Annotated in this window: 24 protein-coding genes; 17 read left to right on the forward strand and 7 right to left on the reverse strand. The window is 50.2% G+C overall.

Annotation, left to right across the window (positions count from 1 at the left end):
* From P0Y67_RS15535 to P0Y67_RS15545, 3 genes are all read right to left on the reverse strand, one after another.
* Positions 1-484 (reverse strand): transposase (locus P0Y67_RS15535; RefSeq protein ID WP_446728846.1); only part of this gene is annotated, 484 nt, incomplete at its 3' end.
* A gap of 293 nt (positions 485-777) precedes the next feature.
* Positions 778-1,488: a purine-nucleoside phosphorylase gene (deoD, locus tag P0Y67_RS15540; protein ID WP_342392600.1), complete on the reverse strand. Its 711-nt coding sequence runs from the start codon at positions 1,486-1,488 to the stop codon at positions 778-780.
* A 34-nt stretch (positions 1,489-1,522) separates the two neighbouring features.
* Positions 1,523-1,693: a XapX domain-containing protein gene (locus P0Y67_RS15545; RefSeq protein ID WP_036760236.1), complete on the reverse strand. Its 171-nt coding sequence runs from the start codon at positions 1,691-1,693 to the stop codon at positions 1,523-1,525.
* Between the two features lie 576 nt (positions 1,694-2,269).
* Between P0Y67_RS15545 and P0Y67_RS15550 the strand changes: the two genes are divergently transcribed.
* The 3 genes from P0Y67_RS15550 (at position 2,270) to P0Y67_RS15560 (ending at position 3,906) form a co-directional block, all read left to right on the forward strand.
* Positions 2,270-2,785 carry an outer membrane beta-barrel protein gene (locus tag P0Y67_RS15550; RefSeq protein WP_342392601.1) on the forward strand — a complete coding sequence of 172 codons (516 nt, stop codon included), beginning with the start codon at positions 2,270-2,272 and terminating at the stop codon, positions 2,783-2,785.
* A 143-nt stretch (positions 2,786-2,928) separates the two neighbouring features.
* Positions 2,929-3,573, forward strand: coding sequence for a hypothetical protein (locus tag P0Y67_RS15555; protein WP_342392602.1), 645 nt, complete (start codon positions 2,929-2,931; stop codon positions 3,571-3,573).
* Positions 3,574-3,699: 126 nt separating this feature from the next.
* Positions 3,700-3,906, forward strand: coding sequence for a DUF3283 family protein (locus P0Y67_RS15560; RefSeq protein ID WP_218387299.1), 207 nt, complete (start codon positions 3,700-3,702; stop codon positions 3,904-3,906).
* A 12-nt stretch (positions 3,907-3,918) separates the two neighbouring features.
* Here P0Y67_RS15560 and P0Y67_RS15565 read toward each other — a convergent pair whose 3' ends face one another.
* A complete protein-coding gene (locus P0Y67_RS15565; RefSeq protein ID WP_342392603.1) occupies positions 3,919-4,848 on the reverse strand; it encodes a DMT family transporter in 930 nt (309 codons plus the stop codon).
* Between the two features lie 180 nt (positions 4,849-5,028).
* Here P0Y67_RS15565 and P0Y67_RS15570 point away from each other — a divergent pair, with 180 nt between their 5' ends.
* The 4 genes from P0Y67_RS15570 to P0Y67_RS15585 all read left to right on the forward strand — a co-directional run bounded on the left by P0Y67_RS15570 (position 5,029) and on the right by P0Y67_RS15585 (position 8,485).
* A complete protein-coding gene (locus P0Y67_RS15570; protein WP_027254278.1) occupies positions 5,029-5,478 on the forward strand; it encodes an Lrp/AsnC family transcriptional regulator in 450 nt (149 codons plus the stop codon).
* Between the two features lie 260 nt (positions 5,479-5,738).
* Entirely contained in the window at positions 5,739-6,107 is a 369-nt protein-coding gene (locus P0Y67_RS15575; RefSeq protein WP_342392604.1) for a diacylglycerol kinase, read from the forward strand.
* A gap of 36 nt (positions 6,108-6,143) precedes the next feature.
* Positions 6,144-8,117 (forward strand): LTA synthase family protein, encoded by a 1,974-nt coding sequence (locus P0Y67_RS15580; RefSeq protein ID WP_342392605.1) that lies wholly within the window; start codon positions 6,144-6,146, stop codon positions 8,115-8,117.
* 146 nt (positions 8,118-8,263) lie between these two features.
* Positions 8,264-8,485 (forward strand): hypothetical protein, encoded by a 222-nt coding sequence (locus P0Y67_RS15585; protein ID WP_192016320.1) that lies wholly within the window; start codon positions 8,264-8,266, stop codon positions 8,483-8,485.
* 4 nt (positions 8,486-8,489) lie between these two features.
* On the opposite strand, the gene P0Y67_RS15590 is transcribed toward P0Y67_RS15585, so the two are convergent.
* From P0Y67_RS15590 to P0Y67_RS15600, 3 genes are all read right to left on the reverse strand, one after another.
* Complete coding sequence (locus P0Y67_RS15590; RefSeq protein ID WP_342392606.1) at positions 8,490-9,053, reverse strand: DUF4145 domain-containing protein; 564 nt, start codon at positions 9,051-9,053, stop codon at positions 8,490-8,492.
* Positions 9,054-9,177: 124 nt separating this feature from the next.
* Positions 9,178-10,002, reverse strand: a complete 825-nt coding sequence (locus P0Y67_RS15595; RefSeq protein ID WP_342392607.1) for a helix-turn-helix transcriptional regulator — start codon at positions 10,000-10,002, stop codon at positions 9,178-9,180.
* Between the two features lie 108 nt (positions 10,003-10,110).
* Positions 10,111-10,869 (reverse strand): DeoR/GlpR family DNA-binding transcription regulator, encoded by a 759-nt coding sequence (locus tag P0Y67_RS15600; RefSeq protein ID WP_342392608.1) that lies wholly within the window; start codon positions 10,867-10,869, stop codon positions 10,111-10,113.
* 282 nt (positions 10,870-11,151) lie between these two features.
* Between P0Y67_RS15600 and ltnD the strand changes: the two genes are divergently transcribed.
* From ltnD to P0Y67_RS15650, 10 genes are all read left to right on the forward strand, one after another.
* Positions 11,152-12,051: an L-threonate dehydrogenase gene (gene ltnD / locus P0Y67_RS15605; RefSeq protein ID WP_342392609.1), complete on the forward strand. Its 900-nt coding sequence runs from the start codon at positions 11,152-11,154 to the stop codon at positions 12,049-12,051.
* 2 nt (positions 12,052-12,053) lie between these two features.
* The gene (gene otnK / locus P0Y67_RS15610; RefSeq protein ID WP_342392610.1) at positions 12,054-13,313 is read left to right on the forward strand and encodes a 3-oxo-tetronate kinase; all 1,260 of its coding nucleotides are present in this window, start codon (positions 12,054-12,056) and stop codon (positions 13,311-13,313) included.
* Entirely contained in the window at positions 13,306-13,938 is a 633-nt protein-coding gene (gene otnC, locus P0Y67_RS15615; protein ID WP_027254286.1) for a 3-oxo-tetronate 4-phosphate decarboxylase, read from the forward strand. The genes otnK and otnC overlap by 8 nt, the downstream gene beginning before the upstream one ends.
* Positions 13,938-14,714 (forward strand): 2-oxo-tetronate isomerase, encoded by a 777-nt coding sequence (otnI, locus tag P0Y67_RS15620; RefSeq protein ID WP_342392612.1) that lies wholly within the window; start codon positions 13,938-13,940, stop codon positions 14,712-14,714. The genes otnC and otnI overlap by 1 nt, the downstream gene beginning before the upstream one ends.
* A 101-nt stretch (positions 14,715-14,815) precedes the next feature.
* The gene (gene denD / locus P0Y67_RS15625; RefSeq protein WP_342392613.1) at positions 14,816-15,781 is read left to right on the forward strand and encodes a D-erythronate dehydrogenase; all 966 of its coding nucleotides are present in this window, start codon (positions 14,816-14,818) and stop codon (positions 15,779-15,781) included.
* On the forward strand, positions 15,781-17,277 hold the full coding sequence (locus P0Y67_RS15630) for a GntP family permease (RefSeq protein WP_342392614.1): 1,497 nt from the start codon (positions 15,781-15,783) through the stop codon (positions 17,275-17,277). Before denD ends, P0Y67_RS15630 begins: the two co-directional genes overlap by 1 nt.
* A 421-nt stretch (positions 17,278-17,698) precedes the next feature.
* Positions 17,699-18,367, forward strand: coding sequence for a response regulator transcription factor (locus P0Y67_RS15635; protein WP_342392615.1), 669 nt, complete (start codon positions 17,699-17,701; stop codon positions 18,365-18,367).
* Positions 18,364-19,797 (forward strand): sensor histidine kinase, encoded by a 1,434-nt coding sequence (locus tag P0Y67_RS15640; protein WP_342392616.1) that lies wholly within the window; start codon positions 18,364-18,366, stop codon positions 19,795-19,797. Before P0Y67_RS15635 ends, P0Y67_RS15640 begins: the two co-directional genes overlap by 4 nt.
* The gene (locus P0Y67_RS15645; protein ID WP_342392617.1) at positions 19,794-20,858 is read left to right on the forward strand and encodes an ABC transporter substrate-binding protein; all 1,065 of its coding nucleotides are present in this window, start codon (positions 19,794-19,796) and stop codon (positions 20,856-20,858) included. The genes P0Y67_RS15640 and P0Y67_RS15645 overlap by 4 nt, the downstream gene beginning before the upstream one ends.
* Before the next feature lie 117 nt (positions 20,859-20,975).
* Positions 20,976-22,043 (forward strand): 4-oxalomesaconate tautomerase, encoded by a 1,068-nt coding sequence (locus tag P0Y67_RS15650; RefSeq protein WP_342392618.1) that lies wholly within the window; start codon positions 20,976-20,978, stop codon positions 22,041-22,043.
* Positions 22,044-22,106: the final 63 nt, after the last annotated feature.

Genomic DNA, 22,106 nt, shown 5'->3' on the forward strand with positions numbered 1-22,106 from the left:
TACCGAGTCGCCGGCAGATATCCCGGATGGGATGACCGGTAAACAGCAGGGCGAGCAGCTTTTGCTGAACCTGGTGTTTAGGATTAAAGCCAGACCATCTGTCGACAAACGTCGCCTGACAGCTTTTGCAGCGATAACGCTGACGATCACCACTGTAACCAAAGGCATGATACAGGTGGCGATGTGTCAGTACGGGCAACCCCAGATTGTCACAGTCCAGATTGCTGCAGGCGGGTAAGCCGTTACTTTGCTGTAATTTCAGGTAACGCCATTCTGCGATGACATTCTGATTGCTGATAAGGGGAGGAAAAGCGCCGCATTCTTTGCAAATGAAGGCAGGACGGTTTGGATTGGTTCTCTGAATGATATAGTCGTCTGGATTACGGGAACCAAAATTCTGGCAATGCACAGTTTTGCAATGATTCAATTGCCAGTGCCCGCTGGCTGGCGGCAAGGTTGCAGAGTGTTTTTGATTTGTCATCATGCTTGCCACCCTCCTCGTGTACGGACTACAGCGAAAACCTGCACGGAAAAAGGTGCCGAGTCATTACTGCATACGATGACCCGACACCCATTAGTTGGCCCAAACTGCCAGGCATAGCATTGTCGCCCGGGTAAACCCGCTTCAAATTGTGTAAGACGCCACATTTTACCAATTTTTGAGCTGCGACAGGCAAATCCCCTGATTGAGCTGACTAATTCTTTACTAAGGCGGAGCATTGGCGCCGGCCTTAAATACGCAATCCGGCCTGTATATGACAGACCGGATCAGATGCATCAGATAGTGATCGCTGTTTCCAGCGCAACTTGCATCATAGAGTGGAATGACTTCTGACGATCTTCAGAACTCAGGTGCTCGCCACGGGTAATGTGGTCAGACACTGTCAGAATGGTCAGCGCTTTCGCACCCAGCTCTGCTGCAACACCATAGATACCGGCGGCTTCCATGTCGACACCCAGAATGTTCAGCTTGTTCATCTTATCGAACAGGTCAGCTTCAGGGCTGTAGAACAAATCGGCAGAGAACACGTTGCCGACACGAACCGGCACGTTTTGCTCTCGCGCCTGGTTTACCGCTGTTTCCAGCAGGTGGAAATCGGCAATGGCGGCAAAGTCATGGTTGTTAAAACGGATGCGGTTCACTTTGGAGTCGGTGGATGCACCCATAGCAATCACGATATCCATCAGTTTGATGTCATCGCTCACTGTACCGCAGCTGCCGATACGGATGATGTTCTTAACACCGAAGTCTTTGATGAGTTCGTGAACATAGATAGAGCAGGACGGGATACCCATACCATGGCCCATCACAGACACTTTCTTGCCTTTATAGGTGCCTGTGTATCCAAACATGTTGCGTACATTGCAGACTTCTTTGGCATCTTCCAGATACGTTTCTGCGATCAGTTTCGCACGCAGCGGGTCACCTGGCATCAGTACTGTTTCTGCGAAATCACCAAATTCGGCATTGATATGCGGGGTAGCCATAGCGGACTCCTGACAAGTTATTCGTTTTAAAAAATTATGAGAAGAAACGTTCAACCACTGCTTGGTATGCCATACCACCCAGGTAAACACCCACAATCCCCATGATGCCAGACAGTACTGGCGGAGCGGGTAGTGGCAGTTTTACTGCACTGAAAAAGAGACCGACAACGACTCCTGCAATAGTTGCAAGCAGAATCTCGTTCATGTGTTTACCCTCTGTTGTATGTCGTACTCAAGTGGTACGTCTTATCTGAAAAAAACATCAGCACAGCAGTGGCAGAAACTCAATGAGAGTCAGTGAAGAACTGTTGCTGAATCAGGGAGCCAGTCTAGTGAAGTTACCAAGAGCAACTTTTGAAGTTAGTCACATTTTATTGATTGTTCAGCTGTCGATCCAGAGTTATTTACCAAATCTGTTGAAAACAGGAAGTTAATCGTTTGCGTTTTATTATTGTACTGAGTTATTCAACATGATGAATAAAGCTGTGTTTTTTAGTATAAATATTTATATAACAGTACCTTGTGTGAATTATTCTTACTTTTTAAGACTAGGATAAGATTGTTGAATTCAGGAAACGGGTAAAAATGAATGTAATCGATATCATTGCTTTGCGTGATTATCTCTGGTGTGTGAAACAGGAAAGAAAAACACAGGCAGAGATAACTATCTGCTTGTTTTTAAGATGTGTTTAGTTGGCGAAAATAAAGATATGGGCTATTGATTAATTGGGCACAGTCTGCAACGACAGTTTTCACTCTTTTGCTACGAAGGAACGTTAACATGAAAAAATTGATGCTATCAGCGGCGCTTGCAGTGTTAAGCCTGCCAGCCAGCGCTGACATTTTAGGTTTATCTGTCGGGGCCAATGCAGGTGCATCCCGCCTGGAGTATGACGGTAACTCTGATTATGGCTATGAATACGGGGTCAATGCGTCTTATCAGGTGACCAGTATTTTTAGTGTCAATGCCGGGTTAGCCATTGGTAGTGCGGAAGTGGATTCATCGTTGTCATCGGCAAAAAATGATATTGATTATACCTCTGTGCCGCTGACACTTCAGGCCGATATTCCACTGTTGGTGGGTAGTGTTTATGCCAGAGCCGGCACTAACTATTACGATGTGGATCGTAAATTAGCCGGTGTGACACACAAGGATGATGGCTGGGGATTTGCCGGCGGGGCCGGTTTCGTGCTGGGTATTATACCTTTGCTGGATTTGACACTCGGCTATGAATACCGGGATATGGGAGAGGTTGACAGTAACGCTATCCTGTTGAGCGTAGGATTCGGATTGTAACCGTCATTGAGTGCTGAAAAAGCGCGGAAACAGTAGCGAGATCAACACCTGTTCTGCCCGCAACCCGTATTGTGTTCTGTTTATGGGGTTGTTTATCCGGTGACAGCCAGGATAAGCAACGCCCGATTGCGGCGGAGGCATTCATGACCAATTTTGAACGATATGAGAAAACCAGTCGGGCTGTTTTTCTGGCGTTGTCGGAATGTGGTCCGGTGCAGGATTACTGGCAAGCTAATCAGGTACGGCCGGATTGCCAGGCGTTCATTTTACGCGGTCTGTCTCGCTTGTTACCGCTGCGACAGAATGTTTTCAGAGATGCCATTGATCCCTGGCTTGAAAATGCGCAGCAGGCGCTGCAGTCTCCGGGCATGCCAGTTTCCCAATTATTGAAGAATGACACTTATCCTTTTCCGTGCCGAGTCGATATTCAGGGTAATTTTCTTCCCTGCTGGGTGTGGGGCGAGTCAAAACACCTCTTAGTGATCAGTATCATTGAGTCCAGAACCGGGCGGTTTGGTTCTCCGCGAAATGTGCCTGCTGAACGTTTAGTCGACAGACACAGATGGTTTGATGCCCAGGTGATAGACGGAGAGCAGGATTGTATCAGCGCAGGGCAAACCCATTTTCATCAGTTCGTTCAGCCTGACATGAAAAGCGATGAGCCAAGCGTTATCGATGCGATACGTCACCCCAATCGGCGTACCCTGAATCCGATCCTCAGTGTGACTTTAATCGCGATGATCGTGGTTGTATTTACCTGGGTGGTGACATCCCACCTTGGTTTTTGACCTGAGGCAGACAGGTAACCAGCGCCTTGAGGCTACCGGGTAGTACAAGCAGGTCTTCATTTTAACGCTGAATTCGTTACTATGTCGCCAGACCCAAGCGTTGACTCCGTAATTGTAAGGAAAACCATGCATAATCTTTCTTTGTTATCGGCTTCTGAGAAAAACCGTATTGAACTTGATAAGCAGGCGGCTTACGCCGTTTGGCAGTTAAAAAACGGCAAAGCCGGGCCTGAAGTGTTCTTTAATCAGGCGGAAAGCATTTCTGATGATGACGAACGTGCTTTCTATGAAAAAGCCGTTGAGAAATACAAAAACCAGATGGGCATGGCCTGACAGCGACTCAATTTAACGCATGGCTTTTTTCACTATCTTACTTCTGCTGATGGGGAACGGTATGACTTCGCTGGCCGTGAGCGCGCCGATCACAATCAACGCCATAGCGATCATCGTTTGCCCGGTGAGGGGTTCGGAAAAGAGTGGAATCGCCATCAGTGCCGCTAAAACCGGCGTAAATGCCCCCAGCGCGGCACTCATTTCAGCCCCCAGCCGTGAGATGGCCAAGGTATAACACAGGCTGGAAACTATCCCTACACCGACTCCCTGAACCAGAAAATGGTACATCACTTCCTGAGTGTCCACCGACAGCAAATTAAACGTCATTGTCTGGCTGAGAAAACCAGCCAGTAGCAGGCCACATCCTGATATTGCAATCACAGCCGCCCCTTCTGTTGCTGACAGGCCAGAGACGCGCATCGCTATGGTAAACCAGGCCCAGCTAAAACTCGCCAGTAACAAAATGGCATAGCCAGTCAGCATGCCGGGCTGCCCGTTCGCCAGTGACTTGGCGACAAAGCACACTACACCCAATGCGATACACGCTAAACCGGTCCGGCGCATCGGTGAGAGAGGCTCGCCAAAGCAGACGACGGCAATACCTGACACAAGAAGCGGCAATATACCCGGAATTAAGGAAGCGCCATCCGCAACAGGAACATAATGTAACCCGTACCCGGCAAGAAGCAGGTAGGGTAGCCCGGCTCCCCAGCATATCAGCGCTAAGTATCGCTTTGGGGTCTGAAAAATGTGCCTGGCTTTATGCCGGCACAACCAGCCAAACAGCAGGGCGGCGGGAACAAAGCGTATCAGGGCAATATCGGCGATCGTCAGATCTGACTGGCTGGAGGCCCGCAGTGAAATAAAAAAACCGGACCAGATCATTAAAGTAACCGTCATGGCTAACAGTCCGGTCAGCATAGCGGGCGTGTTCTTTTGCATCAGCGTAATCCTTGCGATTGAAGTGATTTCAGTATCCGCAAAAGCACGCGATAATAGTTGGCAAACTTAACTACCCATTTCTGCTATATTGGTGATTTTTTCCAATTTTATTTAAATTAGTGACTTATTTTACTAACTTGTTGTTAGTGATGAGTAACAAACAGACGGGATGCGGGCGTGATGGATAAAAAAGATAAGCAGATTCTGACTGAAATACAGCGCGATGCACGTCAAAGCACCGCTGAGATCGCCGATAAGGTGGGTCTGTCGGTGTCACCTTGTGCCAGACGGATAAAGAAGCTGGAATCAGATGGTATTATCGCGGGATATCAGGCCACCCTGGACAGACAGAAGCTGGGATTGATGATGACCTTTTTTGTCAATGTCAGCCTGAATAATCACAGGGATCAACCCATTGATGAGTTTGAGCAGGTGATGTCAGGTATGCCTGAAGTGATCAGTGCGCATGTCATATCCGGAGCACACGATTATCTGTTAGAAGTGGTCGCCAGAGATTTACCCCATTACGAAGCTTTCATCCGCAAACTACAGACCCTGACCATGGTAAAAGATATTCATACCAACCTGGCTATCCGAACAGTCAAAACCGGTCAGCAACTACCAATCTAGCAACGCTTTTCAGTCAACAATGTCAATATTTTGCTCGCATTTCTTAAGTTTTTCTTAAGAAACGCGAGTCATACTGTATCTTTAATCTTGATGTAAAGGGTTTTTCTGAATTGGTGGTGACAAAAAAGCGCTCGACCTCACAGATTGAAATACTTGATCGCTTGTAAGCGGGAGCAACATCATAACTGGGTTTTTGCAGATTGTAGGCAGAGCAATATTTCACTATTTTCGGCCGTCTTAATGACTAAGCAAGGAACACTATGAAACCGGGTAACACTGGGTTGGTGCGTATCGTGAAAGCGGCGGGCTATTCGGTCCAGGGACTGAAAGCCGCCTGGAAGCATGAAGCGGCCATCAGACAGGAAATTATTTTGCTTGTTGCACTAACAACCATTTCATTTTTCCTGCCTGTCACTTTTATCGAGCACATTTTGCTCGTTGCCAGTTTATTTCTGGTTGTGATCGTTGAGCTGCTCAATTCAGCGATTGAGGCTGTGGTAGACCGAATTGGCAGTGAGTTTCATGAGTTGAGTGGCCGGGCGAAAGACATTGGCTCTGCGGCGGTATTTATTGCTCTGCTGCTGGCCGGCGGCATCTGGCTGGCGATCATCCTCAAGCTGTTTTGGTAATCCTTTGGTGATACCAAATATTTGGATCTCTTTGTAATGCAAAAACTTAAATCTATAACCGGGGTGATGTTTCCCATCGTCCTGTTTACTCTGCTGTCTCTGATTTTGCTCAGTGTGTCCCGCGTTGCGCTCACCCTCTGGCAGGTTGATCACATTACCGGTTGGCAAGATTGGCCATCAATCCTTTTATCCGGCATCAGAGTCGATGTCGCGACACTGTGCTGGCTGTTAATTCTTCCTTCGTTGTTATTGGCATTGCTGCCGACGAATGGCCTTCTGGGCCAGATTTGGTTGTTCATTCTCCGGCTATGGCTGGTGGCGGGCTTGTGGATTCTGGTTTACATGGAACTGGCGACCCCAAGTTTTATCAGTGAATATAATTTGCGCCCGAACCGCCTGTTCATTGAATACCTGATTTATCCGAAAGAAGTCTTCAGCATGTTGTGGGTGGGTTATAAGCTGGAACTGGCTATCGGTCTGATTGGTTCGGTATTAACCCTGTGCCTTGGCTGGTTGCTCAGTGGCTATGCGGTGCGAGATTTGGATGCTCCTCGCTGGTACTGGCGACCTGTGCTGGCGATTTTTGTGGTGGCTCTTGGTGTGATGGGCGCGCGTTCAACCTTCCAGCACCGGCCGTTGAATCCGGCCATGGTGGCGTTTTCTACCGATCCTTTGCTCAACGATCTGACACTGAATTCCTCGTATTCTGTCATTTTTGCCGCCAAGAACATGGCTTCTGAAAAGAGCGCGGAAGAGTTTTACGGAACAATGCCGCTGGATGACATTATCGAAACCGTGCGGGCGTCTTCTGGCCGTCCTGAGACTTTCTTATCAGATGACATTCCAACACTGAATACCAATCTGCCAACCGTTGAAGGTAAGAAAAATCTGGTGATCCTGCTTCAGGAAAGCCTGGGTGCGCGTTTTGTCGGTGGTTTAGGCGGACTGCCGCTCACGCCGAATCTGGATGCCCTGATGCAAGAAGGCTGGAACTTCACTCAAGTGTATGCCACTGGAACGCGCTCAGTGCGGGGTATTGAAGCCATGACAACCGGTTTTACGCCAACGCCGTCCCGTGCGGTTGTGAAGTTAAGTAAAAGCCAGACCGGGTTTTATACTATTGCCGAACTGCTGGACCGCCAGGGATACCACACCCAGTTTATTTATGGCGGGGAAAGCCATTTTGACAATATGAAGTCTTTCTTCCTGGGCAATGGTTTTGAAGATATTGTTGATTTGCCTGATTTCGTCAATCCTAAGTTTGTGGGCTCCTGGGGTGCCTCAGATCAGGATCTGTATCAGATGGCAGACAAACAATTTACTAAGCTGCATCAAACCGGCCAGCCTTTCTTCAGCCTGGTGTTCACCAGTAGTAATCACTCACCGTACGAATTCCCCGATGGTGAAATCGAACTGTATGAACAACCTGAACATACCCGTAATAACGCGGTGAAGTATTCCGATAAAGCCTTAGGCGAGTTTTTCGCCAAAGCCAAGCAATCTGAATACTGGAAAGACACGGTTTTCATTGTCATTGCCGACCATGATGCCCGTGCCGAAGGTAATGTACCGGTTCCGGTCGACCGCTTCCACATTCCGGCGGTCATTCTGGGCGGGGATATTCAGCCTCGTCAGGACGATCGCCTGGCCAGCAACATTGATATGGCCCCTACTTTGCTGTCACTGATCGGTGCCGATAACACATCGCCTATGATTGGCCATGACTTGACCAAAGAGATCGCGCCGGAATATCAGCGGGCAATGATGCAGTTTGATAAGAACTTCGGGTATCTGACCAGAGACAAACTGGTCGTGCTGCAGCCGGGCAAAGCCGCCATCGGCTACCAGTACGATTTTAGCCGGCAGACACTAACGCCATCGGGTATTTCTGAGCAGGAATCTCAGCGTGCGCTGGCCCATGCCTTGTTGGGTGGCAAGCTCTACAGGGAAGGGCGTTATCGTCTGCCGCCGCAGACGGATCAACAGCAAGCGATGGCAGTGAGCCACTAAATGACTGAGCCGCCTTTGAACAGGCGGCTTTTTCTTTTTGGTGATTGTGTGTCACAAGGAGTAGATTGGACACTACGGCTGAGCATCAAATTGGTGCTACGCTGAACCTGAAATGCGATTATCGGCATTAAGATAAGGGAGTATTTATGACAGCGGTTTGGATTATTGCCATCATTTTTGGTGCGCTTATTGTCCAGCAATACCTTCGCCTTCAGGCGAAACAGAAGGACAGGGATCGACTGGCCAGCCAGGAAGCGGAAGCCTTGAGAGCGGAAATGACCGAACTCAGAGAACGGCTGTCCGTACTGGAAAAAATAGTGACCGACAAGGGCTATCAGATTAAAGAAGACATAGAAAAACTGCCTTAGCAGATTAAATGATCGCGGGCGCCTCGACCATGGACTGGCTCAGGTTATGTTCCAGTTTGTCCAGTAGCGGGCCGGATCGCATCAGTATCAATTCCGCTTCTTCCGAGTGAACAAATTGCCCCTGAGAGGCGGCGTTACCTAGCTTAACGATCTCGAGCAAGGCATCGGCTAAGTGTTGATTAATCACGTTTTCTTTTGCCAGTTTGTGCAGCCGCGCGGGCAGAGAATAACGGCTTGAGCGCAGATCTGGCTGATACCGGCGGACGATTTTTTCTATTTCTACCCGCAAGGCGATAAAGGCAAGGGCAGCATCCACACCCTGATACCCACTGGGTTGCTCGGAGTCATCTATTTCCGCGGCAGCCTGCTCAACCTTTTCCAGCACGTTTTTCATTTCAACTTTGATTCCCCCCGGCAGTTCCAGCGATTTCAGGTAAGGAAATACCCAGGGCAGAGTGGCTAATACCATAAGTACAATGGTGATGGCATCGACATCTATGGTATCGACAAACACATGGGTATATGCCAGAACCAGAAAGACGAGGGAAAACGCGGATGCAATGATCATAACAGCCTTCCTTGCTGATAAAGCTCTTACTATTTAGTGGCTTAGAACCACCTCAAATGGACGGACAGGGTGAAAAAGGACGTAACTTGGTCAGCGATGTTTACTAATGTAGCAGGAAAAAGAGTTATACGTGTTTCATATAGTGGCCGGGTGTGATGCCCATTGCACTTTTGAAATGGCGGTGAAAATGGCTCTGGTCGTGAAACCCTGCCTCTGCGGCGGCATCTTTAATCGAGAGTCCGCGTTTGAGCATGTGTCTGGCCAGTCGGAGCCTGGCCTGTATCTGATAGGCGTGCGGCGGTAAACCAAATTGGCGTTTGAAGGCCCGCACCAGACTGAAAGGCGTCATGCAGGCCAGCGCCGCCAGTTCTGTCAGGCTGATCGGCCATTGCGGGTACTCATCCAGAAATTCTTTCACCAGATGCAGCGACTGTGCTGAGCCTTTGGCCGGTTTGATATTCAGCCGGGAACCGCCATGCTTGAGTACCAGCTGCGTCAGTGTGGTGTAGATCAGGGTTTCTCTGAGCAGGGTATCCTCTGAATGGTCCAGCGTATTGAACAAATGACGTAAACTGGCGGCTAATTCATCATCTTTCACCACAGACTGGCGAAAGTAAGGCGCGCCGTATTCCGGCTGCCCTAAATCCTGACTGATGTGCTCAAAATGCTGGGGTAACGGATACAGGGCGCGATAACTCCAGCCCGTTTCCGTGGCGGAATAGCCGGTGTGAATCTCGTCTGCGTTCACCAGAATAATGGTGTTTTGTGGCGCCAGATGCTCGGCGCCGTTGTGGTAAAAACCTTGGGCACCTGCACTGATCACACCGATGCAATACCCTTCGTGAGAATGGCGGGAGAAAGTCTGTTCAATATAATCAGCATTCAGATATGCCAGGCCATCCAATTCATCCACCTGCCCGTATGTGATCTTCGCTTTCTGCCTGTCCATTATCCTGCCTCTGAATACCCCGTGTTCCCCGGCACTGTATCTTACTTGCCCGCGGGCTGTTTTGTACGAAATTGTCTTTTCGTTATCAGCCCGTGTGAGCAAGGCTGCCTAAACCCTGTCCACCGCTATGCCTTTTTCGGCGAAATCATGCAGGCTGCTTTCTGACAGGGCTGTGTCAGTGATGACTTTGTCAAAGCTGCTGATGTCGAGCGCATGGAAGGTCGCGACTTTGCCGTATTTTGACGCGTCTGTGACCAGATAATTGGTTTTGGCTGCCGCCACGATCGCCCGTTTTACTGTCACTTTATCTTCGCTGGGGGTCGATATTCCGCGTTGATTCCAGGATGACGATGAGATGAAGGCCATATCCACATTCATTTCCCTTAACAAAGACACCGCTTTGTCTCCCACACAGGATTGGTTATGGCGATCCACTTTGCCGCCGGTGTGATAAAGGATGCAATCTGAGTGCGCCATCAGATACGCGGCGATGGCGAAATCATTGGTGATCACGGTCAGATCATCCCTGTGGTTCAACTGGTGCGCGATTTCCAGCGTTGTGGTTCCCGCATCCAGATAAATCGTACTGTGTGGCTTGATATAGCTGGCCGCATGTTGCCCGATCCTGGCTTTCTCATCCCGTTGCTGCGCGATTTTATCGTCGTGGGGCAGCTCGATGTGAATCGACTCTGACAACTGCACGCCACCCGAGACTGACATCACCCGGCCATCGGCCTCCAGCTTGGCAATATCGCGGCGGATAGTCATGTGAGACACATCCAGTTGCTGGGTCAGCTCACTGATGCTGATGACTTGTTGGTTTCCTAATAAGGCCAGGATGGCGCGTTGACGTTCAGCAGGAATCATAGGGGTTTTTCGCTCACACTGATCAATAACGGCATCAAGTCTAACACGTTAACGTGTTACTGATGTGAATTTTTGTTAGGTATGGTGAGAATGTGTGAAATATAACATGCTGATTTTTATGAGATAGGTGTGAAGTCATTGATTTTTTCACCTGACAGATCAGATCGGAGGTGTTTATTGGTGTTAATTTTTGTGACGAGCTCGGCAGAATGATCCTGGGTCTGCACCTAGAATCACAAACATGAACATTAATTCACAAAATATAACAAAGGGGCCTGCACAATGAGCGACATGCATTCTGTTGCGGTGATCGGACTGGGTTCTATGGGGATGGGCGTGGCAAAGTCCTGTATCCGGGCCGGGTTTGATGTCTACGGTATTGATCTGAGCGATGCGGCCCGTCAGGCACTGGCTGATGCGGGTGCAAAGGGCACGTCTCAGCAATGCACGGATTTTGCGGCTCAGCTTGATGCCGTGATTGTGCTGGTGGTCAATGCGAAGCAGGTGAAATCTGTGTTGTTTGAGTCGGGTCTGGCTGCAAGGTTAAAAGCCGGTACGCCTGTGATGGTGTGCGCCACTATCTCTGCCGATGATGCAAAAGCTATCGAAGCCAAACTGGCACAATATGACTTACGTATGCTGGATGCGCCTGTGTCGGGCGGTGCTGTGAAAGCGGCCAGCGGCGATCTGACGGTAATGGCATCCGGTGAAGCGGGTGTGTTTGACCAGCTGGAACCTGTGTTAAATGCGGTTGCGGCCAAAGTCTACAACGTGGGGCCGGAGATTGGTAAAGGCTCGACGGTGAAAATTATTCATCAGCTGCTGGCTGGCGTCCACATTGCGGTGGGGGCCGAAGCCATGGCCATGGCGGCCCGTGCTGATATTCCGCTGGATCTGATGTACGACGTGGTCACCAATGCGGCCGGTAATTCCTGGATGTTCGAAAACCGCATGAAGCATGTGGTGGAGGGGGATTACACCCCGACTTCTATGGTTGATATTTTTGTCAAAGACCTGGGTTTGGTGGCCGACAGCGCGAAAGCGATGCACTTCCCGCTGCCGCTTGCCAGTACCGCGCTCAATATGTTTACCGAGGCCAGCAATGCCGGCTTTGGTAAAGAAGACGACAGCGCCGTGATCAAGATTTTCTCGGGCATCGAATTGCCGAAAAAGGAGCGTTAATTATGTTACTCGGAGTCATCGCCGACGATTTTACCGGCGCCACCGACATCGCAGGTTTTCTGGTTGCCAACGGCATGAAGACCATTCAGCTCAACGGCGTGCCTGCCGACTCGATGAGTGCAAACGCTGATGCTGTGGTCATCAGCCTGAAATCCCGCTCTTGCCCTGTCGATCAAGCGGTTGACGATTCTGTGGCGGCATTACGCTGGCTGCAGGCCGCCGGTTGTCAGCAGTTTTACTTCAAATACTGTTCCACCTTTGACAGCACAGCCGACGGCAATATCGGGCCGGTCACCGATGCGTTACTGGCGGAACTGAATGAATCTTTTACTGTGATTTGCCCATCACTTCCGGTCAATGGCCGAACCGTCTGTCATGGCAACCTGTTTGTCAACGGAGAGCTGCTGAGCGAATCCGGTATGCGTCATCACCCTGTGACTCCCATGACGGATGCCAACCTGGTGCGCCTGATGAATGCCCAGGCGCAGGGCGTGAGCGGTCTGGTGGATTACCAGACGCTTGATAAAGGGACAGACGCTGTAGTGACGGCCTTTGACCAGCTGCAAGCTCAGGGCGTGCAGTACGCCGTGCTTGATACGCTCAACGATCTGCATCTGTTGACTATCGGCGAGGCCTGCAAACACCTCAAGCTGATCACAGGTGGCTCAGGGCTGGCTGCCGGCATCGCCCGAAACTGGGTGACCGCGCAGGCTAAGCAGGCCGAAGCATTGTCAGCCGGTCATCCGCGAGCCGGAAAAACGGTCGTGCTGTCGGGGTCGTGTTCCGTGATGACCAATAAGCAGGTGGGACAGTATCAGCGTGTGGCACCGCACTTTGCTTTGGATGTCAAGGCCTGCCTGACCGATGACAATTACGGCAACATCGTGTGTGACTGGGTGATGGAGAACCTGGACGGCGAGTATGCCCCTATGGTGTTTGCGACCGCCAATCCTGAGATGCTCAAAGTGATACAGGCTGAATACGGTGCGCAGGCGTCCAGCCTGGCCGTTGAGCAGTTCTTCAGCCAGCTGGCACACAGATTGCGCGAACAGGGTGTGCGTAACTTCATTGTGGCTGGCGGCGAAACGTCCGGGGTGGTGACCCAGAGTCTGGGCGTGAAAGGTTTTCATATTGGCCCGCAAATCGCACCGGGTGTGCCCTGGGTGACCGCGATCGATCAGGATCTGTCGCTGGCACTGAAATCCGGCAACTTTGGTGACGAATCATTTTTTACGACTGCACAAGGATTTTTCCATGACTGAACAAGCGTTAAGAGAAGACATGGTGACGCTTGCCCGTTCAATGTTTGAGCGGGGCTATGCCACCGGTGGGGCAGGGAATCTGTCTCTTAAACTCCCTGACGGCAATTTTCTGACCACACCAACAGGCTCTTCCTTCGGACGTTTGGTGGCTGAACGTTTGTCGGTGGTGGATATCGACGGCAATCATTTGTCGGGTGATCGCCCGTCAAAAGAAATTGCGTTTCATCTGGCGATTTACCGCAACAGCCCGGATTGTAACGCCATTGTGCATTTGCACTCTACTTACCTGACGGCCCTGTCGTGTCTGGAAGGACTGGACCCTGACAATGCGATAAAACCCTTCACACCGTATTACGTGATGCGGGTCGGTCAGTTGCCGGTGATCCCGTATCTGCGACCGGGCGATCCGCAAATTGCGACTGAACTGGCCAATCGAGCGGCCGACTACCGGGCATTTTTGCTGGCCAATCACGGCCCGGTCATTACCGGTACCGATCTGCGTGATGCGGTGGATAACGCCGAAGAGCTGGAAGAAACCGCTAAACTGGCATTGATGCTCGATGGCAAAGCCATTCGTTACCTGACAGATGCAGAAGTCAGCGACCTGAAAGGGAGAGGAAAATAATGGCCAGATTTGCAGCCAACCTCACGATGCTGTTCACTGAAGTGCCTTTTATTGAGCGCTTCGGCCAGGCCAGCAAAGCCGGTTTCAGAGCGGTCGAGTTTCTGTTTCCTTATGACTATGAAGCGGGTCTGCTGGCAGAGCAGCTCAGTTCACACCAGCTTGAACAGGCGCTCTTTAATATGCCGCCGGGCGACTGGGCGGCCGGTGAGCGCGGTATTGCGGCGCTGCCGGATCGCATTGAAGAGTTTGAGCAAAGCGTTGATATCGCCCTTCACTACGCACAGGCACTGAGCTGTAAGAAGGTACATGCCATGGCAGGTATTCTCAGCCCCGACTTCTCGGTTGAGGCGCACAGAGAAACCTTTATCCGTAATTTGCGCTATGCCGCTGATCGCTTTGCTGCGCACGGTATCTGCGTGATGATTGAGCCGCTCAACAGCCGTGATGTGCCGAACTATTTCGTGGCCCATCAGCGTGAGGCTGTTGAGCTGATCAAAGCCATCGACCGACCGAATGTGAAACTGCAGTTCGATGTGTATCACGCGCAAATCATGGACGGTGATCTGTCTGTTCTGATCAAAGAGGTCGCGGATTACATCGGTCATGTGCAGATAGCATCTGTTCCCAGCCGTCATGAACCCTGTGAGGGAGAAGTGAATTATCCCTTCCTGTTCGGCGAGCTGGACAAATCAGGTTATCAGGACTGGATTGGGTGTGAGTACAACCCGCGACAAGGCACACGAGAAGGCCTGGGCTGGGTCACACCTTATCTGTAAACGGCGTCATATATAAACGGACCTGTTTGTCAACGGAAGCAGACATCGACAATTTCGTCAACAGACTTAAGACAAGATAGAAGAGAGCAAGGACATCCCCTATGAAAATTATTATTACAGGTGGGGCAGGCTTTTTAGGAGCCATGCTTACCGACACCCTGCTACAACGTTATGACAACATCGAGCGCATCAAGATAGTGGATCGCATCGCCCCGGATATGAGTCAGTTCGACAGCCGTGTCAGCGCGGTTGTGGGCGACATTACGCACCCGGCAGATATCGATTCGCTGATCGATGCCGACACCACCCATGTTTTTCATCTGGCGGCGATTGTGTCGAGCCATGCCGAAGAAGATTTTGATCTCGGCATGAAAGTGAATTTGCTGGCCACCCAGTTATTGCTGGAAAAATGCCGCCAGGTGAATCCGGCGATCCGCTTCGTGTTCTCCAGTTCACTGGCGGTGTTCGGTGGCGAACTGCCGGATCGGATCGAACCCATGACGGCCACTCAGCCGAGCTCTTCGTACGGGACGCAAAAAGCCATCGGTGAGCTGCTGGTTAATGACTACGGCCGCAAAGGGTTTGTTGATGCCATCACTGTGCGCCTGCCGACCATCTGTATTCGCCCTGGCGCGCCGAACAAAGCCGCGTCGTCTTTTGTCAGCGGGATCATCCGTGAGCCGCTGAAAGGCGAAACGTCAAACTGCCCGGTTGAGCCCACGCTGCCGCTGTGGATTTCCAGCCCGGAAACAGTGATCGATAACATTATCCATGCCAGCCAGTTACCGGCTGAGGCCATCAAGGGTTATCGCACCTTTAATCTGCCCGGTATTCAGGTGACACCTGCTGAGATGATTGCGGCCATGTCAGAGACAGTGGGGACAGGCTTTGCTGAGCGTGTGAGCTACGACGCGGATGCTGCGGTTGCCCGTATCGTCGGCAGCTGGCCGAAAGGGTTCAATAATGCGTCAGAACTGACGCTGGGTTTTAAAGCGGATAAGGATTTCCAGTCGGTACTTCAGGCGTATTTAGCTAAGTATCCGGTACGCGAAGAGGAGGCGATCTAATGTTACCCATTTCTGTTATAGGCTTAATTATTGCGGTTTTTGTCCTGATTTTCCTGGTGCTGAGAACCCGTGTTCACGTCTTGATCGCGATGCTGGCGGCAGCCTGTATTGCCGGTTTGATCGGCGGGCTGAGTGTGGATGACACCATGTCGGCGATCAGCAAGGGGTTCGGCGGTACACTGGGCGGTATTGGGATCGTGATTGGTCTGGGTGTCATGATGGGCGCCATTCTGGAAACCTCCGGTGCCGGTGAGTCCATTGCCTATCACTTCATCAAGTGGCTGGGCAAAAAGAAAGAAGAGATGGCACTGGCGATTACCGGTTATATCGTCAGTATTCCTGTGTTCGTCGACAGCGCACTGATCATCCTGTATCCGATTGCCAAGTCACTGTCTAAAACCTCCGGCCGTTCCATTCTGACACTGACTGTTGCCCTGGCTGGTGGTCTGGTGGTGGCGCACCACTGTATTCCGCCGACACCCGGCCCGCTGGGCGTCGCCAGTATTTTCGGTGTTGATATTGCCTCTATGCTGGGTCTGGGTCTGGTGATTGCACTGCCGTCTATCTACGGCATTGTGATGTACGCCCGCTGGTTAGAAAAGCATTTCCCGGAATACGCGACACCTGTCTCTCTGCCGCAGGAATCTGATGATCTGAAGCAAGTGCATGACGAGTACATGGCGTCTAAAGCCACCAAAAATCTGCCTTCGCTGATGAAATCTATCATGCCGATTGCGGTGCCGATTCTGCTGATTCTGGTGAAATCGCTGGCCAGCCTGCTGGAAAAACAGCTGGGATTCGAAGGACTGTCGGACAGCGCGCTGGGCGCGGTGATCAACTTTGTCGGTCATCCTGTGATTGCCTTGTCGATCAGTACGCTGCTGGCGGTGTATACCCTGACACCATACCTGGACAAAGAAACCACCACCCGCAAGCTGGAAGAAGGGATTTCCACCTCAGGAATTATCCTGCTGGTGACAGGTGCCGGTGGTGCACTGGGCAGTGTACTGCGTGAGTCTGGCGCGGGTACTGAAATCGCCAACCAGATTGCGGCACTGTCCATCTCACCGATTATGATCCCCTTCATCATCGCGACACTGGTACGTGTGATTCAGGGCAGCGGCACAGTTTCAATGATTACCGCAGCGTCTATCTCGGCACCTGTACTGGCTGAAATGGAAGGCATCAACATGCTGTTTGCCGCATCTGCTGCAACCATGGGTAGCTTGTTTGCCGGTTACTTCAACGACAGCCTGTTCCACATAGTGAGCCGTCTGATGGGTGTCACCGAAGTGCGTAAGCAACTGGTGATCTGGACGGTGCCGACGACCATTGCTTGGTCAATCGGCGGTTCACTGGTGATGATCCTGAACCTGATTTTCGGCAGCCAGGGCAGCGTGTTCGACCCGGTTATGCCACTGCTGTTCCTGGCAGGTTGCATCTACTTCGTAAAGTCGCAAAGTAAACCCGCGGCTGAGGTCGCTGCCAGTAATTAATCTGTAATGTTAGTGTGTTGATTGACGTATCGCTTTACGTGCTACAGCCCCCGGCTCCGGGGGCTTTTTTGTTTGCCCAGCGCAGCTGGCAAACCCGTCAGGTGGCAAGAGATCTTACTCACCCGTTTGTGTTCTTCGGTTTTGAATTCAATGATGACGGGTAAAAAGCAGGTAAATAAAAAATATCATTCATATATCGTGATTGTGATCTATGTTTCGCGCATGTTGCACATGGTTTGTTATGTGCGGCATTTGGATTCACCATTAATCAGGTAGTATAAAGCCATGAGGGTTGGAAATTGGGAACGATTCATAATGCAAACTTGTTGCTGTGAAATCGTCAATTTTAATGTATGTAAAAGATACAGATAGTATTTCCAGGTACTCATCGTGAGTAAACAGGCAGTGAGACGGTGGTACGATGAGAGTTTTGATTGTAGAAGATGACAGACTGATCAGTGAATCCCTCGAGCAGCGTTTTAAAGACTTAGGCCATGGTGTGGACACCGCCTATGATGGGCAAGTTGCGTATTCGTTAGTTGCACACACAAAGTATGATCTCGTGATTCTGGATCTTAACTTGCCTAACCGTTCGGGTGAGGCGATCACTAAAAAAATTCGTCAACACGGCAATACGCCGATCCTCATTTTAACCGCTCGCAATGAAGTGTTCGACCGGATTGAATTGCTCGACTTAGGAGCCGATGACTATTTAACAAAGCCTTTTGATTTGGGGGAGCTGGAAGCCCGCTGTCGCTCTATAGTGCGCCGTAGTCAAGGTAATGATCAAAATGTGATAGAGATTGGTGATATCTCTTTTGATGCCGCAAGCGCCCGTGTGCTAGTCCAAGGGCAGGAGATTGACTTGAAAAACCGGGAATATCGTCTGCTCGAAGTGTTTGTGTGTCATCCTAATCGTGTTTTAAGTAAAGATGAAATCATCGATCACTTGTATGGTTATGATAATCCCCCCAATCAGAACGCCATAGAAACGTACGTCGGTCGGTTACGTAAATCGCTCAGTGCAAGTAGTGTCGAAATAAAAACGCTGCGCGGGTTGGGATACGTTCTGTCTGTGAAAAAGCCATGATTGCCGTTCCATTCCGGTTTTCGACTCGGTCGATGCGTTTTCAGCTCCTGGTCTGCTCAGCGGGTTTACTCTTGGTTATCGGCCTGCTCGCATTGATGGTTGTAAAGCGTTTTGCGTTTGAGACTGCCCAAAGTACATTTGACCGGCCATTGGCCAATTCTGCGTTGCAAATATTAGAGGAAGTTCGACTTGAAGGTGGGGAGCTGGCTATTGATATGCCTTTTTCTGCGTTTAGCGGACTCGCCGATGCTCCCCGCGATAAGGTGTTTTATCTGGTCACCACCAAACAGCAAGTGTATGTCACCGGTTATCAAGGATTACTGGCCAACGACTCGGTACGCCATAAAATTCAGGCATATACCATGCAGTTGGAAACGTCACCAGAGTATTTTGATCTTAAGTTTCGTGGCGAATACTTACGTGCTGCACTTGTGGGGCGCGTGATTTATACGCGAAATGGCCCGCAACAAGTATTGGTGCTGGTGGGACAGACTGCGGAAGCGCGTACAGAGTGGGAACACCAACTTTCAGAAGTCGCATTAAAATTGATCACGGCAGTGATTCTGTGCACCCTCATTGTCATTGTTCTTTTGATTTACCAGGTACTTAAACCGGTAAAATTACTTAATCAAAAAATGATGAAGCGATCGAACATAGATCTGACACCGATTGATCTGGATGTGCCGGAAGAAGTCAGCCATCTGGTCAAAAGCATCAACATATTTATGGGGCAGCTAGACGATACGCTGTCAAACCTGAAAAATTTCACCAGCGAAGCGGCGCATCAATTGAAAACCCCACTGGCGGGAATGCGGGTGCAAGTTGAGCTACTGCACAGTCGCGAAACCTCGGCCGAAACGGAACGCGCTTTGGCGCGTGTGCTGGAGGCGTGCGATGTGCTGGAGCGCACGATTGAACAATTACTCAATCAAGCCACCATTAAACATCGATATCGCAGCATCGAACCGCAAACTATTCACATTAACGCATTGGTTGAAAAGGTGTGTCGTTCTTTGGCCATACAAGCATTGACACGAGACATTGAATTAAGCCTGCAGCAAGAGGCTCAATTTTCAATTGTCGGTGATGCGTTTGGCGTCGAGCAAATGTTGTTAAATCTTATCGAGAATGCGATTAAATACTCGCCAAACGGCAAGTCAGTCGAGGTGGAAGTGGTTCGCCGAGGTTCGAAAGCCAGTATCGTGATCCGGGATTTTGGTCCGGGGATCGCAGATAAAGACAAGCCTTTGGTGTTTGAGCGTTTCCACCGGCTTGCCGGCGGTGAACAATCGGGTACGGGGCTGGGTATGAGTATCGCCGCGGATGTCGCTGAGCATTGTCGGGCTCTGCTTTTGCTTAAAGACACCATCCCAAACGGTCTGACAGTTGAAATTCAATTTCCGTACAAAACATGGCAGGAGGCTGAATGACGGTATTGAAGGGCATTATTTGGGTGTGTGTGTTTATTGCGAGCGCACTTGTGAATGCAAAACCAACCAAAAGTCTTCCTGTCACGTTAAGGGTATTTGGTGCCGCATATTTATCGGAAATGAAACCGCTGTTAGATGATTTTTCGATGCGAAACCCGAACATTAATGTGCAGTACCGTTGGATGAGCAGCGAGGAACTAGATAGCTACATCCGCTCCAAGGCCGAACCTCAGCCTGATATTACGATCAGCTCGGTGATGCATTTGCAATTACGTTTGGTAAACGATGGTTATGCCTTGGAACATGAGCAATTCCTTGCTCAAGAGACATCAGAACACAACCCGTTTCCAATCTGGAGTCAATGGAGAAACACGTTATTTGGTTTCAGCTTCGAGCCTGCTGTCGTGGTGTTCAATAAAGCATTTATACATGACAAAGAGGTACCCACCAATCGTACTGAGTTACTCGGTTTTATCCGTCAGCACAGCGATGAATTGATGGGGCGTATCGGATTGTTTGACATAAGAAAAGTGGGGATTGGCTATTTATTGTGGTCCTTTGAACGTCAACAAGCGCGTAATTATGGTCAATTCCTTGAGTTATTTAACTATCACTATGCTCGTACCTTTGACAGTACGCGCAGTATGCTCCGGGCATTGAGCCAGGGGCAAATTGCTATGTCCTACCAAGTCGTCGGTTCTTATGCCAACAGTTGGCAGAAGTTACACGACGATATTGTGGTGGTGCCGATGGAAGATTACACACCGGTTATTCTGCGCACCGCATTCATCAACCGTACAACCCAAAACACGGAGCAAGCGAAGCAGTTTATCAGTTACCTGCTCTCCTCACCGGGTCAATGGGTGATGGCAGAACAGACCAACATGCCACCTATCCGATTGGATGTGACGGGAGAGAAGTCTGCCCAATACATGAGACAAGAGTTTGCAGACCAGTTAAAGCCGCTGCCTTTGGACGTACGGCTATTGGTGTTTGCTGACAAGAGTAAAAAAGAGATAGTGATCACTGAGTGGGAAAGCGCCCTCAAAAATTACGACTAACACATAACAACTCCTTCCTTTCGCTGTCAGTAAGTCAGTCATTTGACAGGTTCGTTTTGTAGCGTCTTACCACCACTTTCAAGGGTGAAAGTGGGTAAATGGTAAGGAGCTCTCATCATGTTTGATAGTCAATTTATCCCTTGTATGCTGATTCGCGGTGGCACGTCAAAAGGAGTCTATTTTCTTTCCCGCGATCTGCCCGACGAGCCGACGTTGAGAGACCAGATGCTCATCAAAATCATGGGCTCTGGCGATATTCAACAAATCAACGGTATCGGTGGAGGCACGACACTAACCAGTAAAGTTGGCATTATCTCGCCCTCATCGGTATCAGGCGTCGATCTCGATTACTTGTTTGCCCAGGTGGGTGTCGAACAGCAGGTTGTGGATACCAAGCCATCGTGCGGAAACATCCTATCTGGCGTGTTGGCGTTCGCGGTAGAAAAAGGGTTGATACAACTTGATGAAACGAGCACAACCGTGCGCGTGAGAAACGTCAATACAGACACCATTATCGAAGTGACCGCCGAAACACCAAACCGAACGTTGCGTTTTGATGGCACGACATCAATAGATGGCGTGCCGGGAACGGCTTCACCCATACTACTGAACTTCCTGAACGTAGGCGGAGCAAAAACTGGCAGGTTGTTCCCGACCGGATCCACTACAGAAACGATTCTCGGTCTAACGGTCAGTTGCGTGGACGCTGCAGTACCTATGGTACACATTGCTGCGCATGAGCTGGGCATACACGGCGATGAAACCAAGCATGACATCGATAGCAACCGCTCTCTTTTGCAAAAAGTAGAAGCCATCCGCTTGATTGCGGGTGAACGTATGGGGTTAGGGGATGTGTCAGGCAGTGTTATTCCTAAAGTGGCGATTCTGTCCGCGCCCAAACAGGGTGGCACTATCACCTCGCGCTACTTGGTACCGCATAATTGTCATGCAAGTCATGCCGTTACCGGCGCCATTTGTGTAGGGGCGGCTTCGCTTATCGATAACACCATTGCCCATCAATTGGCGAGTCTAACCACTGATAGCGCAGTCTGTATCGAGCATCCGAGCGGAAAAATTGAAGTCAAAATTGCCCTGATACCAGGGGAAGTGGAACCCATTATTGCGCAAGCAGCACTGGTGAGGACAGCGCGCCCGCTCTTTAAAGGCGAAGTCTTCATCGGATAAAGCCTGTTTGCAGCGCTGTTACATCCGCGCGCCTGCTAACCAAGCGATCTGTGTAACATTTTT

The organism is Photobacterium sp. SP02, from assembly GCF_038519165.1.
Classification (GTDB): Bacteria; Pseudomonadota; Gammaproteobacteria; order Enterobacterales; family Vibrionaceae; genus Photobacterium; species Photobacterium halotolerans.

Excerpts from the sequence above, each read along its gene's own strand:
- P0Y67_RS15645 (WP_342392617.1), top strand. The coding sequence starts at position 19,794 with ATGACGGTATTGAAGGGCATTATTTGGGTGTGTGTGTTTATTGCGAGC.
- P0Y67_RS15585 (WP_192016320.1), top strand. The coding sequence starts at position 8,264 with ATGACAGCGGTTTGGATTATTGCCATCATTTTTGGTGCGCTTATTGTC.
- P0Y67_RS15555 (WP_342392602.1), top strand. The coding sequence starts at position 2,929 with ATGACCAATTTTGAACGATATGAGAAAACCAGTCGGGCTGTTTTTCTG.
- P0Y67_RS15560 (WP_218387299.1), top strand. The coding sequence starts at position 3,700 with ATGCATAATCTTTCTTTGTTATCGGCTTCTGAGAAAAACCGTATTGAA.
- deoD (WP_342392600.1), bottom strand. The coding sequence starts at position 1,488 with ATGGCTACCCCGCATATCAATGCCGAATTTGGTGATTTCGCAGAAACA.
- ltnD (WP_342392609.1), top strand. The coding sequence starts at position 11,152 with ATGAGCGACATGCATTCTGTTGCGGTGATCGGACTGGGTTCTATGGGG.
- P0Y67_RS15565 (WP_342392603.1), bottom strand. The coding sequence starts at position 4,848 with ATGCAAAAGAACACGCCCGCTATGCTGACCGGACTGTTAGCCATGACG.
- P0Y67_RS15570 (WP_027254278.1), top strand. The coding sequence starts at position 5,029 with ATGGATAAAAAAGATAAGCAGATTCTGACTGAAATACAGCGCGATGCA.
- denD (WP_342392613.1), top strand. The coding sequence starts at position 14,816 with ATGAAAATTATTATTACAGGTGGGGCAGGCTTTTTAGGAGCCATGCTT.
- P0Y67_RS15575 (WP_342392604.1), top strand. The coding sequence starts at position 5,739 with ATGAAACCGGGTAACACTGGGTTGGTGCGTATCGTGAAAGCGGCGGGC.
- P0Y67_RS15635 (WP_342392615.1), top strand. The coding sequence starts at position 17,699 with ATGAGAGTTTTGATTGTAGAAGATGACAGACTGATCAGTGAATCCCTC.
- P0Y67_RS15590 (WP_342392606.1), bottom strand. The coding sequence starts at position 9,053 with ATGATCATTGCATCCGCGTTTTCCCTCGTCTTTCTGGTTCTGGCATAT.
- P0Y67_RS15595 (WP_342392607.1), bottom strand. The coding sequence starts at position 10,002 with ATGGACAGGCAGAAAGCGAAGATCACATACGGGCAGGTGGATGAATTG.
- P0Y67_RS15600 (WP_342392608.1), bottom strand. The coding sequence starts at position 10,869 with ATGATTCCTGCTGAACGTCAACGCGCCATCCTGGCCTTATTAGGAAAC.
- P0Y67_RS15640 (WP_342392616.1), top strand. The coding sequence starts at position 18,364 with ATGATTGCCGTTCCATTCCGGTTTTCGACTCGGTCGATGCGTTTTCAG.
- P0Y67_RS15580 (WP_342392605.1), top strand. The coding sequence starts at position 6,144 with ATGCAAAAACTTAAATCTATAACCGGGGTGATGTTTCCCATCGTCCTG.
- P0Y67_RS15550 (WP_342392601.1), top strand. The coding sequence starts at position 2,270 with ATGAAAAAATTGATGCTATCAGCGGCGCTTGCAGTGTTAAGCCTGCCA.
- P0Y67_RS15630 (WP_342392614.1), top strand. The coding sequence starts at position 15,781 with ATGTTACCCATTTCTGTTATAGGCTTAATTATTGCGGTTTTTGTCCTG.
- P0Y67_RS15650 (WP_342392618.1), top strand. The coding sequence starts at position 20,976 with ATGTTTGATAGTCAATTTATCCCTTGTATGCTGATTCGCGGTGGCACG.
- P0Y67_RS15545 (WP_036760236.1), bottom strand. The coding sequence starts at position 1,693 with ATGAACGAGATTCTGCTTGCAACTATTGCAGGAGTCGTTGTCGGTCTC.
- otnI (WP_342392612.1), top strand. The coding sequence starts at position 13,938 with ATGGCCAGATTTGCAGCCAACCTCACGATGCTGTTCACTGAAGTGCCT.
- otnK (WP_342392610.1), top strand. The coding sequence starts at position 12,054 with ATGTTACTCGGAGTCATCGCCGACGATTTTACCGGCGCCACCGACATC.
- otnC (WP_027254286.1), top strand. The coding sequence starts at position 13,306 with ATGACTGAACAAGCGTTAAGAGAAGACATGGTGACGCTTGCCCGTTCA.